This window comes from Marinomonas ushuaiensis DSM 15871 (assembly GCF_000521805.1).
GTDB classification, from domain to species: Bacteria; Pseudomonadota; Gammaproteobacteria; order Pseudomonadales; family Marinomonadaceae; genus Marinomonas; species Marinomonas ushuaiensis.
The window spans coordinates 147,621-162,437 of record NZ_JAMB01000002.1 but is presented as its reverse complement, the minus strand read 5'-3'; the positions used below and the strand labels follow the sequence as shown (position 1 = coordinate 162,437).

At 41.0% G+C, this 14,817-nt stretch carries 12 protein-coding genes and 1 pseudogene; 12 read left to right on the top strand and 1 reads right to left on the bottom strand.

Translation table 11 applies throughout. From position 1 onward, the window contains the following. Position 1: 1 nt before the first annotated feature. From MUS1_RS04210 to MUS1_RS04200, 3 genes are read left to right on the top strand one after another with little or no spacing between them, the layout of a single operon-like run. Positions 2-820 carry a F0F1 ATP synthase subunit delta gene (locus tag MUS1_RS04210; RefSeq protein WP_036159497.1) on the top strand — a complete coding sequence of 273 codons (819 nt, stop codon included), beginning with the start codon at positions 2-4 and terminating at the stop codon, positions 818-820. Continuing rightward, complete coding sequence (locus MUS1_RS04205) at positions 817-2,364, top strand: alternate F1F0 ATPase, F1 subunit alpha (protein ID WP_036159496.1); 1,548 nt, start codon at positions 817-819, stop codon at positions 2,362-2,364. The genes MUS1_RS04210 and MUS1_RS04205 overlap by 4 nt, the downstream gene beginning before the upstream one ends. Further along, a complete protein-coding gene (locus MUS1_RS04200) occupies positions 2,361-3,263 on the top strand; it encodes a F0F1 ATP synthase subunit gamma (protein ID WP_036159493.1) in 903 nt (300 codons plus the stop codon). Before MUS1_RS04205 ends, MUS1_RS04200 begins: the two co-directional genes overlap by 4 nt. Before the next feature lie 12 nt (positions 3,264-3,275). Here the strand turns inward: MUS1_RS04200 and MUS1_RS04195 are convergent, their stop codons facing one another. Continuing rightward, entirely contained in the window at positions 3,276-4,844 is a 1,569-nt protein-coding gene (locus MUS1_RS04195; RefSeq protein ID WP_084035550.1) for an NAD(P)H-hydrate dehydratase, read from the bottom strand. 409 nt (positions 4,845-5,253) lie between these two features. Between MUS1_RS04195 and MUS1_RS04190 the strand changes: the two genes are divergently transcribed. The 9 genes and pseudogenes from MUS1_RS04190 (at position 5,254) to MUS1_RS04150 (ending at position 14,625) form a co-directional block, all read left to right on the top strand. Beyond that, entirely contained in the window at positions 5,254-6,660 is a 1,407-nt protein-coding gene (locus MUS1_RS04190; RefSeq protein WP_036159492.1) for a YfcC family protein, read from the top strand. A 105-nt stretch (positions 6,661-6,765) separates the two neighbouring features. Continuing rightward, positions 6,766-8,007 carry an arginine deiminase gene (locus MUS1_RS04185; RefSeq protein WP_036159490.1) on the top strand — a complete coding sequence of 414 codons (1,242 nt, stop codon included), beginning with the start codon at positions 6,766-6,768 and terminating at the stop codon, positions 8,005-8,007. A gap of 121 nt (positions 8,008-8,128) precedes the next feature. After that, positions 8,129-9,130, top strand: coding sequence for an ornithine carbamoyltransferase (argF, locus tag MUS1_RS04180; RefSeq protein ID WP_036159488.1), 1,002 nt, complete (start codon positions 8,129-8,131; stop codon positions 9,128-9,130). Between the two features lie 14 nt (positions 9,131-9,144). Then, positions 9,145-10,074: a carbamate kinase gene (gene arcC / locus MUS1_RS04175; protein ID WP_036159485.1), complete on the top strand. Its 930-nt coding sequence runs from the start codon at positions 9,145-9,147 to the stop codon at positions 10,072-10,074. A 463-nt stretch (positions 10,075-10,537) separates the two neighbouring features. Next, positions 10,538-10,882 carry a hypothetical protein gene (locus tag MUS1_RS04170; RefSeq protein WP_051436097.1) on the top strand — a complete coding sequence of 115 codons (345 nt, stop codon included), beginning with the start codon at positions 10,538-10,540 and terminating at the stop codon, positions 10,880-10,882. A 176-nt stretch (positions 10,883-11,058) separates the two neighbouring features. Further along, positions 11,059-11,280: pseudogene (locus MUS1_RS15645) on the top strand (hypothetical protein); the annotation flags it as partial. Between the two features lie 159 nt (positions 11,281-11,439). Further along, positions 11,440-12,576: an ABC transporter substrate-binding protein gene (locus MUS1_RS04160; protein WP_036159483.1), complete on the top strand. Its 1,137-nt coding sequence runs from the start codon at positions 11,440-11,442 to the stop codon at positions 12,574-12,576. A 163-nt stretch (positions 12,577-12,739) separates the two neighbouring features. Then, the gene (locus MUS1_RS04155) at positions 12,740-13,834 is read left to right on the top strand and encodes a FecCD family ABC transporter permease (RefSeq protein ID WP_036159481.1); all 1,095 of its coding nucleotides are present in this window, start codon (positions 12,740-12,742) and stop codon (positions 13,832-13,834) included. After that, the gene (locus MUS1_RS04150; protein ID WP_036159479.1) at positions 13,831-14,625 is read left to right on the top strand and encodes an ABC transporter ATP-binding protein; all 795 of its coding nucleotides are present in this window, start codon (positions 13,831-13,833) and stop codon (positions 14,623-14,625) included. Before MUS1_RS04155 ends, MUS1_RS04150 begins: the two co-directional genes overlap by 4 nt. Positions 14,626-14,817 lie beyond the last annotated feature (192 nt).

Here is a 14,817-nt window from a genome sequence, read left to right as displayed (position 1 = left end):
TATGCTGATTGATTGGTTTACCGTTATCGCGCAACTTATCAACTTTCTTGTTCTCGTATGGTTGTTGAAGCGATTTTTGTATCGTCCTATTCTTGATGCGATTGATGCTCGTGAGAAACATATTGCAGATGAACTTGCTGATGCGGATGAAAAAAGAGTGGAAGCCGAGCAGCAACGTGCTTTATTTCAACAGAAGAATGTTGAGTTCGATAACTACGCTGCGACAAATATGGCGCAAGCGACAGCAGAAGCTAAAATTGAAAAGATACGCCTGCTTGGTCTAGTACGACATGAAGCCGATGCACTGCGTAACAAGCTTGAATTAGCATTGAAACAAGAACAACTTAGCTTACAGGGTTCCCTCAGTGAGAGAGCGCAAAAAGAGGTGTTTTTGATCGTTCGTAAAACACTCAATGATCTTGCTGAAACTAGCTTAGAATCGAGTATGGCAATTGTTTTTGCCCAGCGCTTGGCTGATTTAAAAGAGGAAGAAAAAGACACGTTAAAGAATGCCTTTAAAGAGGTTAACCAGCCTTTAATTGTTCATACCGCATTTGAACTACCAAAAGAGCAAAGTGAACTTGTTAAAAAGGCGCTTCACGCCATTGTGGGCGATTCAGTTGAGATTCAGTTTGCTATTGAGCCAACGCTAATTAGTGGTATCGAGATTAATACCAATGGTCAGAAAATAGGTTGGAGTATCGCGGAGTACCTCACGACATTGACGCAACATGTAAATGAAGTGCTTGAATCACGTAATGAAGCTCAGAATCTAGACTATTCATCTGAAAAAGATCAGAACAAAGAGACAGTCTCATGAAGTCAATGTTTGATGAGTTATTCTCAGGACTAACGCAGGCTAGGGAATCATTTGAGCCTGAATTAGCACCCCGTGAGGTGGGTGTTATCACGAGTATTGCGACTGGTATTGCCAAAGTGTCTGGTTTGCCGGGTGTTGGCTATGAAGAGCTGCTTAAGTTCCCTGGTGAGATTTATGGTATTGCTTTTAATGTAGATGAAAATGAAATCGGCGTGGTTCTGCTGGGCGATTATTGGCATTTGCAAGCAGGAGATGAAGTTGAACGAATGGGTCATGTTGTCGATGTGCCCGTTGGACAAAACTTGATTGGACGAATTATTAATCCGATCGGAGAAGCACTAGATGGTAAAGGAAAACTGGTAACGACGGAGCGTCGGCCTGTAGAGCGACCCTCTCCCGCCATAATGGATAGAGCCGCGGTAAGTGTGCCTTTGCAGACAGGGATTAAGGTCATTGATGCATTAATTCCGGTTGGACTTGGGCAGCGAGAATTAATTCTGGGCGATCGACAAACGGGTAAAACGGCCATTGCGTTGGATACGATTTTGAATCAGCGTGGCAAGAATGTTTTGTGCGTATATTGTGCTATTGGCCAACGCGCTTCTGGTGTTGCAAAAGTAATTTCGACATTGCGCGAACAAGGCGCATTGGAATACACGATTGTGGTGGTAACAGAAGGCAATGATCCACCAGGCCTTGCGTATCTTGCTCCTTATGCGGCCACAAGTATTGCGGAATTCTTCATGGAGCAGGGGCGTGATGTATTAATCGTGTATGACGATTTGACTCATCATGCGCGAGCGTATCGTGAACTGTCTTTATTGTTACGTCGTCCTCCGGGTCGAGAAGCTTTTCCCGGTGACATTTTCTATATTCATTCACGGCTTTTAGAGCGTGCGACACATCTAAGTGAGGAACTTGGTGGCGGCTCCTTGACGGCTTTGCCGATTATTGAAACGGAAGCTCAGGATATTTCTGCCTACATTCCAACTAACTTAATTTCGATAACGGATGGTCAAATTTATCTTTCACCTGCTTTGTTTGAGTTGGGTGTTTTGCCTGCTGTTGATGTGGGTAAATCTGTATCTCGTGTGGGTGGTAAAGCTCAACGAGCGGCGTACCGAGGTGTAACCGTCGATCTTAAATTGTCCTATGCGCAATTTGAAGAGTTAGAAACGTTTGCTCGTTTTGGTGCAAGGTTAGACGACAGTACACTCAAAATGATTGAGCATGGTCGACGTATACGAGCCTGCTTGATGCAACCAGAATTTGCACCGGTTTCCATGGTGGAGCAGATTTTTGTATTGGTCGCTTTGACGGCCGACTTGTTCGATGACATCATCTTAGAGGATATGCCAGCGGCAGAGAAATTAGTACGTGATGCCGCTGTTAACGTTTCGGATGAACTGATTGAACGATTAAATAGCGTCAATAAATTAAACGAAGAAGATAAAAACACTATCCTCACGCTTTCACGCCAAGCTCTTATCGCGTTTTCATCTGATTTGGTCGTCAAAGATCAGACTTCTGGTGACGCTATATGAGAGATAGTATTGCCAGTTTGCGCCATAAAATTAACAGTGCTCAAGATCTTCAATCTGTTGTGCGCAGTATGAAAACGATTGCGTCTTCGAGTATAGGGCAATACGAAAAAGCGGTGCATTCATTGGATGATTATTATCAAACGGTACAGCTTGGGCTGGTGGCTTGTCTATCAGCGAGTAATCAACGAATTAAATCATCACTTGATTTGCCTCCAGTCGCGATCAACTCATCCCTGAAAAAGCCACCCGCAATTGGGGTTATTGTTTTTGGTTCTGATCAGGGCTTAGTTGGCCAATTTAATGAGGTCATGGTCGAATTTCTTGTCGAATCATTAGCTAATTTACCCGCTGAAAAAATCGTATGGGCAGTAGGTGAACGGATAGAATCTCGTTTGCTCGATACAAAATTGAAAACAGGCAAAAGCTTTGTTCTACCTAGCTCTATTAATACTATTACCGAATTAGTGGGAAAGGTTTTGAACGAAGTGGAAGCACAACGAGAGAGTGGAGCGATTGATAAAGTGTATCTTTTTTATCATCGACCTGAATTAGGCTCTATTTATCGGCCTGTCAGTCATCAACTATTACCTCTAGACGCTATTTGGGAAAATCATCTAGCAGACACTGAATGGCCGACGAATAATCTCGCTGAAGTGATGCCTGAACAAGATCAAACGTTACGAGCATTTGTACGAGAATATCTTTTTGTGAGTCTTTTTAGGGCCTGTGCTGAGTCATTAGCCAGTGAAAATGCCAGTCGCTTAGCCGCCATGCAACGGGCTGAAAAGAATATTGATGAGCTGAAAGAAGAATTAAATAGAACGTTTCATAGCTTGCGTCAAAGTGGTATTGATGCAGAATTGTTTGATGTGATTTCGGGCTTTGAAATACTTAATTAAGTTTGTGCTTAATTAAGTATCAGGTTGTTTTTTAAGCTGTACTAATTGTTTTAAAACAGCGGGTAATTGATCGGGTAAATCTTCAGCAATTAACCCTAAGCCAAAATGTGTTGCGGCTGCACCATGTAACCAAACCGCGGCTGCAGAGGCAAGGAAGGGTTCCATTCCTTGCGTTAGTAATCCCAGTGTAATCCCCGCCAAAACATCGCCTGACCCTGCTGTTGCCAAGGTCGATGGTGCATTGGCATTGATGATGGCACGACCATCCGGTGCCGCGATTACGGTATCATTGCCTTTTAATATCACAATGGCTCTGCTTATTTTTGCTGCTGCGCGAGCACGAGCGAGTTTATTGTCACTGGTAGGAACGAGATCTGCGAACAAACGGCTAAATTCATCTTCATGTGGTGTCAGTACGCATGGACCATTAATGGCCTGAAATAAGGATTCAGGATCTTGTTGAAATGATGAAAGAGCATCGGCATCAAGCACCGTCGCTTGCCCTGATTTTAGCATGGACAAGACCCTTAGTTTGGTATCAGAACCCACACCGGCGCCAGGACCTATAAGGAGTCCGGTAATGCGTTTATCGGACAAAATTGTGTCTAAATCTTGCTGAGTCGTAACAGGCTTGGCCATAATGCTGGTGAGAGTGATCGCATAGACAGATAATGCGATGTCATTTTGACTGGTATCCACTGCGACACTCGTCAGCCCTGCGCCAACACGAGCGGCAGAAAGTGCGGCCATGCGAGCCGCTCCTGTCATCGGCCAACCACCCCAAACCAAAGCGTGACCACGATTGTATTTGTGACTATCAACATTAAGAATAGGCAAGGCGTTCACCCATAAAGAAGGGTGGTTTTCATAGCAATCTGGAGAAATGCAGTCGAACACTGAAGAGGGGGTGTCTATGTTTGCTACGATTAGATCTCCGCACAATCTTTTCCCCGGTTGCAGTAGATGAGCAATTTTCTTTCGGAAAAACATCACGGTTAATACACAAGGTACGGCTCCCATATTTTCGCCTGTATCGCCCATTAATCCACTTGGAACATCGACAGCAATAATCGGTGTGTTTTTCGCCGACGCTGCGGTTAATACTTGGGCCGCAACGCCTTCTAAAGAACGACTTAGCCCCGCACCAAAGAGTGCATCGACAATTAATTCGGCACCTTCTAGTGTTGCCGTGGTTAAGGTGTCTATTGGCCCATTCCAACGTGCAGCATGATAAGACGCACAGCCTTGAATTTTCTCTAAAGGAACAAGCAAAGCCACACGTACTGGCCAGTTTGCTTCTGCTAAGAGTCGTGCCACCACAAAGCCATCACCACCATTATTACCGGGACCACAAAGCACCACTACAGGACAAATATTCCACCGATTCATAATAGCCGTTGCTACTGCACGGCCCGCATTTTCCATTAAGGTCTCTGCAGTGATGCCATAGTCGATAGTCAATCGGTCTGCTTCCGCCATCTGATTTGTGGTGAGTAGGGCGTGCAACAGTTGCTCGTCTCTACGTGACGAATGAAGGTCGCATTTCAAAGCGTCTCTTTGAGGTGTTGATATTGAAGTCATTTGGAATCCTCAAAATTAGTTTTTTTGCTCCGGGCTAGTTGTCTAATCACTTTATTATGTTTTCGATTTAATTTTTAGTAGAAGCATTCTTTATCAATCCTCTATTTAAATTAATACAAACCGAATAATCAAGCTATTAGCTAGGTTGTTGAAAAGATAAGGAAAAAGAAATTGTTTACATCTTCCATCGGATTTAAATAAATCTAGTAATGATTATTTACTGATCTAAGACAATGCTTAATGCTATTAAAAAGATGCATAATATTTTTGTGATATGGGTTCAGTTATTTATAAAATTTTTAAATAAAAATACATATTTATACTTTTATTTATAGGTTGATTTCGAATAGGTATTGTTAAAAATAAAAAATAGCAAACAAAATTACTTTATTGGGAAAGGACGCTAATAATGACTTTTAAATTTCCAACTGCTTATACCATTCTATTTTTATTAATTGCATTACTTGCTGCTGGCACTTGGGTTGTGCCCGCAGGACAGTATGAACGCGTTGAAAACGTAGTGTTAGGAAAGGAAATCCCGGTTCCGGGAACGTATCAACAAGTTGATGCTAACCCTCAAGGGGTGGTTGATGTACTTCTTGCACCGATTGCTGGTTTTTATAATCCAGACAGTTACGAAGCGGCGGCAATTGATGTGGCTTTGTTCGTGTTGATTATTGGTGGTTTCTTAGGTGTGGTAACAAATACTGGAGCTATTGATACGGGTATCTCGCAAGCGATGGTGAAATTTAAAGGCCATGAAAAATGGATGATTCCCATTCTGATGGCGTTATTTGCACTGGGTGGTAGTACCTATGGCATGGCAGAAGAATCATTGGCTTTCTATGCTTTGCTTATTCCTATCATGATCGCAGCGGGTTATGACTCTTTAGTGGCGGTGGCTATCATTCTTTTAGGGGCTGGGATTGGTTGTCTTGGTTCCACCATTAATCCATTTGCAACCGTCATTGCTGCCAATGCGGCAGATATTCCTTTTACTCAGGGTATTGGCTTGCGTCTGTTTATCTTATTTAGTGGCTGGTTAGCATGTGTTATTTATGTGATGCGTTATGCCGAAAAAATTCATAAAGATCCTTCTCTCTCTATTGTTGCCGATCATCGAGATGAAATTGAAGCGCAATTCAGTAAAGAAATGCATGCTGATAATGAATCGATATTAACGCTTTCTCATAAAATTGTGTTGGTGATTTTTGCCTTAACGTTTGCCGTCATGATTTGGGGTGTATCAAGCCAAGGCTGGTGGATGGCGAAAATGGGCGCACTCTTTATTGCGTCTGCTATTTTAATCGGTTTTGTGACCCGAATGGGGGAAAAAAGTTTTACTGAAGTCTTTATTAATGGTGCTCGAGATCTATTAGGTGTCGCTATTATTATTGGTATTGCGCGAGGCATCGTTGTGGTCATGGATGCCGGCAATATGACAGATACCATTTTGCACCTAGGTGAAGAAACACTAAGTGGTTTATCGTCAGTCGTTTTTATTAATGCGATGTTTGGTATTGAAGTTCTTATGTCATTTTTTGTGCCTTCTTCATCCGGTTTGGCAGTGTTGAGTATGCCAATTATGGCACCATTAGCCGACTTTTCTGGTGTGGGTCGAGAATTGGTCGTAACGGCCTATCAGTCTGCTAACGGTTTAGTGAATTTATTTAACCCTACTTTTGCCGTAGTAATGGGTGGGCTGGCTATTGCTAAAGTGCCATATGAAAGATGGTTACGTTTTGTTTGGCCATTATTGTTAATTCTTTGCCTGATTATTATGGGTTCTCTTAGTGTTGCGGCATTCATTGCATAAGCATTCATTGCATAAATAGTAGTTTGGTCATATTTTCTTAGCCTCTGTTTAGTTGTATTTCTGCGTAGCGATGAGGCTTTTTTACATAATAATAAGGACACGAAAATGATTGAGTTTGGCGTTCATTCTGAAGTAGGTAAATTGCGTAAAGTCATCGTATGTCAGCCGGGGCTTGCCCATTCACGTCTAACACCAGGTAATGCGGCTGAATTATTGTATGACGATGTCTTGTGGGTACAACAGGCCCGCACAGATCATATGGACTTTTGCATGAAAATGGAAAGTCGAGGCGTTCAGGTACTTGAATTCGGTCAGTTATTAAAAGAAACAGTGCAGAACAAAAAGGCGAGAGCTTGGATTCTAAATCGACGCATTAATGAAAATCAGGTCGGTGTAGGTATGTTAAATGAGTTGCGGAGTTGGCTTGATGGTTTGCCTGCTGAGCAATTGGCCATGTATTTAATCGGTGGTATTGCGTCGCATGAATTACCATTTAAGCCTCACGGCATGTTTGGTAATTATCTTGGAAAGGATGGTTTTGTTATCCCTCCATTGCCTAATACGCAGTTTACTCGTGATAACAGCAGCTGGATTTATAATGGGGTGACAGTCAATCCTATGTATTGGTCAGCTCGTAAACCAGAAACATTATTAGTCACTGCAATTTACAGATTTCACCCAGCTTTTGCTCCGGCGTTTAATAATGGGGATTTTAAAATTTGGTGGGGTGATCCAGACCAAGACCATGGCCCAGCAACCGCTGAAGGCGGAGATGTCATGGCGTGGGGCAATGGCAGTGTATTGATAGGAATGGGAGAGCGTACTTCGCCTCAAGCCGTTGGGCAAATAGCTAAAAAATTGTTTGAAGAGGGCGCCGCGACTCGAGTAGTTGCCTGTCAAATGCCACGATCACGTGCAGCCATGCATTTGGATACGGTGTTTAGTCACTGCAATCGAGATGTCGTTACTGCTTTTACCGATGTCTGTGATGAAATTGAATGTTATAGCTTAAGACCAAATGATAATGCTGACAACATTGATTTTCGTAAAGAAAAGAAACATTTGTTTGACGTCGCAGCGGAATGTTTAGACATTAAAAAACTTAATGTCGTGCAAACTGGTGGAGATAGTTATCAAAAAGAACGAGAACAATGGGATGACGGTAATAATGTTGTGGCATTAGAGCCAGGTGTTGTTGTTGCGTATGACCGTAATACATATACCAATACTTTGTTACGTAAAGCGGGTGTAGAAGTTATTACCGTTAGTGGTGCTGAATTAGGTCGAGGACGTGGTGGCGGTCATTGTATGACGTGTCCAGTTTGGCGTGATCCAGTTGAATATTAAAGACTAAATATTAATTTCATTCACATAGAAATTATTTAAATCAACTGAACTTTCTCTCTAGAACCTTATTTCTAAAACTCTACGGCTAGAATTCAGTTGATTCTATTCAAGGAATTTAAACATGGCATTTAATTTACGTAATAGAAATTTTCTTAAACTATTAGATTTTACTCAGCGTGATGTGACTTTCTTATTAGATCTAGCTCGAGATCTTAAACGCGCAAAATATACCGGAATGGAGCAACAGGGATTAAAAGGTAAAAATATTTGTTTGATCTTTGAAAAATCCTCGACTCGTACTATGTGTGCATTTGAAGTGGCTTCTTTTGACCAAGGTGCACAGGTGACTTATTTAGGACCATCGGGTTCACAAATCGGTAAGAAAGAGTCCATGAAAGATACGGCTCGTGTATTAGGCCGTATGTTCGATGCGATTGAATATCGTGGTTTTGGTCAGGACGTAGTAGAAGAGTTAGCTAAATACGCTGGCGTACCTGTATACAACGGTTTGACGGATGAATTCCACCCAACTCAAATGCTGGCTGATTTGTTAACCATGCGAGAGAGCAGTGGTAAAACACTAAGTGAAATCAGTTACGCCTATGTGGGTGATGCTCATTCTAATATGGGGCATTCATTGATGATCGCAGGTTGTTTAATGGGCATGGATGTACGTATTGCCGCGCCTAAATCATTATGGCCAAGCGAGGCGTTTTTAAAACCCGCACGTGAGTTAGAAAAACGTTACGGCGCAAAGCTCACCATTACGGAAGACCCTAAAGAAGCGGTTAAAGGCTGTGACTTTATTCACACAGACGTTTGGGTTTCTATGGGAGAGCCAGATTCTGTTTGGGAAGAGCGAATCAAACTGCTAACGCCTTACCGAGTGGACAGTGACTTAATGAAGGCCACAGGCAATAGTGCTACTAAATTTATGCATTGCCTGCCTGCTTTCCATAATCGCGATACGGATGTAGGTGAAGAAATCTTCCAAAAATTTGGTATTACTGAAATGGAAGTGTCTGAAGAGGTATTTGAGTCAGTTGCTGGCATTCAGTTTGATCAGGCAGAGAACCGTTTGCACACTATTAAAGCGATGCTTGTAGCGACACTGGGTAATTAAATAGGAGCGTTAATATGAGAATCGTAGTCGCATTGGGTGGTAACGCCTTGCTCAAGCGTGGCGAGCCATTAACCGCGAAAACGCAGCGAGACAATATTAAAATCGCAGCACAGGCATTGGCAAAAATTGCCATGGATAACGAGTTGATTATTACCCACGGCAATGGTCCTCAAGTCGGCTTATTGGCTCTACAGGGCAACGCTTATAAGCCGGATGAATTGTATCCTCTTGATGTCCTCGGTGCAGAAACCGAGGGGATGATTGGGTATATGATAGAACAAGAAATGGGTAATTTGGTGCCATTCGAACGACCTTTAGCAACCCTGTTGACCATGATTGAAGTTGATCCCAAAGACCCTGCATTTAGTAATCCAACTAAATTCATTGGTCCTGTTTATGGAGAAGCAGAAGCCAAAAAATTAGCCAAAGACAATCATTGGAGTATAAAACCTGATGGTGATAAGTGGCGTCGTGTTGTGCCTTCGCCTTTACCAAAACGTATTTTTGAGATTCGTCCGATTCGCTGGTTATTAGAAAAAAATACCATAGTGATTGCCAGTGGCGGTGGTGGAATACCGACTATGTACGATGCCGATAGCCAGCTTCAGGGCGTCGAAGCCGTGATAGATAAAGATTTGTCCAGTGAATTACTAGCGCGTGAATTAAGTGCAGATTTATATATTATGGCCACGGATGCTGACGCTGTGTTTCTTGATTGGAACACACCTGAGCAGAAAGGGATTAAATGTGCCAATCCAAGCCATTTAGCAGAATATGAATTTGCCGCGGGTTCCATGGGCCCAAAAGTCAGCGCCGCTTGTCAATTTACCGAAAAGGCAGGTAAAGTCGCGGCCATTGGATCGTTAGAGGATTTAGAAAAAATAGTGGCTGGCACAGCGGGAACCAGAGTCAGTAAACTGATTGAAGAAATGGAAACGTATTGACCAATTGGCTTGTAACCTAATCCAGAAAACAACAAAGCCATCTTAAGCCATTAAGATGGCTTTTAATTTTTCCTTGTTCCCACTGTAGCCAAGGGTCGAACCCCTTTTTGACCAGAATACCTTCTTGATATAACAGCCTTATCAAAAAGGGCTTTGACCCATTGTGATGAAGAGATTGCTTGTTTTGTCTAAAAAATAATCAATGTTTTGCGCGTTTATATTGGTAGATAAATAAAAAGTCTCTTTGTATCAATGGATAAGGGTTTTCAGTGTAGAGATAACGTGCTGGTTTTTTTAATTTAGAAAGAAGTGATAACACGCACGCTCATATAGCCAAATTTCGGTTTTGTGGATAGCTATATAAAAACTTAAATTCAGTTGGTTATAGAGATATTTAGAGAGTTTTGAAAATGTGTAAACGTGCATACGTACTATATTAAATAATGTTAGGTGAATCTCAACTTTGGAGAGAATATGGAGATTTTCACACGATTCAATAAAAAATATCGAAGATCGACAAGTCGATACATTAATTGGCTTAAGTAAAGGTTTAGTAGCTGATCGAACTGTAAATCAAAGTGAAGCTAAATTTCTTTTATCTTGGTTAATTCAAAACCAACCTGATTCAGGAAATCCTATAATCGATAACTTACTCCAAAAAGTAGTGGTTATGCTTGAAGATGGAATTTTAGATCCAGATAAATCAGAAGAGTTAAAAAATATCTTACAAGCAATATCAGGAGGTAACTCTGAAATTGGTGAATTAGCTAAAACTACTTCATTACCCATAAATGCTCCATTGCCTTAAATGACTTATTTGGTAAGCAATTAACTCGTCTTAATGCTGATATGTTCGCGACATTAACGCTTATGTTTGGCTTTTGTAGTTTCTTATTTGCCATGAGCTGGTTGAAGCATCATCGAATCACAGATTACGATGGCAAGGATGTTGTTCCTCATTGATACGGTGTAAAAACATTCGGTTGTGGCATGCTTGTTGGTTTAACAAATGTGGCAGGGATGATGGCGATATTATCTGCTTTTGCTATTGGTACCACAGGCTTGGTTTCTGCCATCGCAGCAATGAATATCTTGATCATTTTGTTGTATTCACGAGAGTTCTTTAAAGAAACCTTCAGTCGTCAAGAAATCTTGGGATTGATCGCAGCACTCGCGGGAATTCTGATTTTGCGTTTAAGTCAGTAAATTGAGAGCTTTTTTAGGACTAAAAACAATGAAGGTGCATTAAAATAAGTAACGCACCGGATGTAAATATAAATGATTATGGTTACTGTTTGTATTTACATGTTTATACTTAGCATGTAGGATTCCTTTCGAAATTATCCATTCGTTAAGGAAAAAGAGATGAGTCTAAATTGTTCGTTTGTTAAAAAGTTATTAGCGCCTGCTTTGTTAGTTACTGCTTTTAGTGCATCTGCTGCTGTTATTGAAGTCACGGATATCGCCGGTCGTAAAGTCAGCCTAGACCCAGAAAAAATTGAAAATATTGTTTTGGGTGAAGGACGTTTAACTTATTCATTAGCGTTATTGGATAAAAGTAATCCACTTAAAAGAGTGGTTGGCTGGAAAGACGATTTAATTCAATACGACCCTGATGCTTATCGTAAATATTTGAAAGCGTTCCCTGAAATCGCAGATATTGAAAATCTTGGTAGTCCTTATTCTGGTGATTACAGTTTAGAAAAAATCATTACTCTTGATACAGATCTTTTTATTCTAAACTTGGGGAACTTGCTCCAAGCACAAGAGAGCGGCTTATTAACGAAGCTTGAGAAAGCGGGTATTAAAGTTGTGTTTGTCGACTTCCGCCAAAGACCAACACAAAATACCGTTCCTAGTTTGTTGATGTTGGGTAAAGTACTAAACCGTGAGAAAGAAGCTAACGAGTTTATTGATTATTACGTTGAACAAATGCGATTAGTAAGCGCGGTTGTATTAACTAAAAAACAAGAAGAGCGTCCGATTGTATTTATCGAAAGTGCAGCAGGTTATGATCCAGATAAATGTTGTAATACATTTGGTGCTGCTAACTTAGGTCGATTAGTAGATGAAGCGGGCGGCATTAATTGGGGTAGTCGTAAAATTTCGGGATTTAGTGGAAAAGTGAACCCTGAAGTGATTTTAACTGAAAAGCTTGATTATATCATTGGTACTGGCGCGAATTGGTCTGAAGCCAATCCAAATACAACGGCAGTACTTTTAGGTTATGAAGCCACATCTGAACTTGCTCAAGAACGCTTACAAGCATTGGCCGATCGCAAAGGGTGGTCAGAGTTAGATGCCGTTAAATCGAAGAATTTCTACTCTGTTTACCATCAGTTTTATAACAGCCCATATCACTTCATTGCGTTGCAAACATTTGCTAAGTGGTTCTATCCTGATGACTTTAAAGATTTGGATACTGAAGCAAATTTCGTAGAGTTACATGACCGTTTCCTTCCTATTGATTACAGCGGTGTTTTCTGGCAAACACTGAAGTAAATACAGTCAGATATTAAGTCAATTTCCTTCCCTACAGCCTGCTTTATTAAGGCTTTAGTGGAAGGGGACTTTTAAGTGTTGGGGGAGCGTTTTTTGATGTCTTTTCAATACCCTCAATATCTTCGTTAAATTCTCAATTTTGTTTTTAGATTAGGTTTGTCTTATGGACAGTGCAACTCAACTCACCATAGAAAGTCATAGTGTATTGAAAAAACAAAACGATTTAATTCATGGTTTTGTGGCCAGTGAAAGTAAAAAAGTTCAAATATTAATGCTGATTGTTGTTTTGCTGGTTATTAGTTTTTTATTAGATATCAGCATTGGTCCAGGTAATTTTCCACTCTCTACCATTATTGACGTACTTTGGGATAAAGCATCTCATGGTGTTCAACTAGAAGTTATTGTTTGGGACTATCGTATGCCCATTGCGGTAACAGCTGTTATTGTTGGGGCGATGCTTGGTGTGGCTGGCGCTTTAATGCAGACATTATTAAACAATCCTTTGGCTGAACCTTTCACTCTAGGAGTGTCATCAGCGGCGAGTTTTGGTGCCGCATTGGCGATTGTGTTTGGTGTTGGTTTTTCAGCAAATATCGGTTCTTTATTGGTCACACTGAATGCATTTGTTTTTTCTTTAGGTACTTGTGGTTTGTTATTGCTGCTTATGCGTTTAAAAGGCGTCGGTACGCAAACAACCATCCTTTTTGGTATCGCCATATTTTTTGCTTTTAATGCGTTATTAGCCATCATGCAATACGGTGCTTCTGAAACAGAATTGCAGCGTATTGTCTTTTGGATGCTAGGTTCTTTGACCAGAGCGAGTTGGACGCAAATACTTTTAGGCATCAGTTTATTATTCGTTGTTATACCTTTCTGCATGATGCGTACTTGGCAATTAACCGCGCTAAGGTTAGGCGAAGAGAGTGCCTTGAGTATGGGGATTAACATTGCACGTTTGCGTGTTGAAATACTTATTTGTATTTCGTTACTCGCTGCAACAGGTGTCGCATTTGTGGGTACGATTGGTTTTGTAGGTTTAGTTGGTCCGCATATCTCTCGTTTATTAGTAGGTGAAAATCAACGTTACTTCATCCCATTATCGGCCTTGCTGGGCGCGTTAATGTTAAGCGTTACTTCTATTGTGAGTAAATCAATTACCCCTGGCATTATTTACCCTATTGGTATTATAACTGCCTTGATTGGTGTGCCTGTATTTCTAGCCATCATTTTGAAACATTCTAAGGAGCAGAGTGTATGAGTTTATCTGTTACCAATTTAACGGTTAATTACGGTGATCATACTGTACTGAATGAGCTGAATATTGAAGATTTACAAAAAGGCAGTTTTACAGCGCTTTTAGGTCCAAATGCAGCGGGTAAATCGACTCTGTTTAAATCCATTGCAGGTTTAATTAAAACAAAGAGCGGGGCAGTCAGCCTAAACGGTCGAGACCTGAAAAAATGTTCAAAAATGGAACGTGCCCGTGATGTCATTTACTTACCTCAAGCTCTTTACAGCACTCTCGCTTTATCGGTGTTTGAATCAATACTTGTATCTCTCAAGCAAAATTCTGGTTGGCGAGTTAGACCTGAAGACATAAAGAAAGTCGCTGAAGTATTAGAGTTGCTGAATATTGGGCACCTTGCGGCAAAAAATATCGGTGAACTCAGTGGTGGGCAAAAACAACTCGTAGCTTTGGCTCGTATTTTAGTGGTTAAGCCCAAAGTTATTTTGTTGGATGAACCAACCAGCGCACTTGATTTACATCACCAACTTTCTATCTTAACTGTTATTAAAAAACTAACCATAGAGAGAGAGTTTATTACGGTTGCAGCATTGCATGATGTTAATTTAGCCGCTAAATTTTGCGATCAAATTATGTTGCTTGATAAAGGTTCGATACAGACTCAAGGCGATGCCCATAATGTCTTGGCGATGCCGTTATTAGGGAAGGCGTATAAGGTTCAAACCAGCCTTGAACGTAGTAGCTCAGGGCAATTATACCTTGATGCGAAACTGCTGAATGACTCAGCACAAGCGATGGCATAAAGAATAAACAAGAGTCAAATATAAGAGAAATAGAAAGACGCTTTAAGCGCCTTTCTATTTTTTATCGCTGTGTTAGCTTCCTGTAATGAAAAGAGTCACTCTTCGAACTTGAAATTAGGTAGAGCTTATGACCTCCGACTTTTAATGCTTATTCCTCTATAACCACGTAAACTTGTCGTCTACCCATATTTA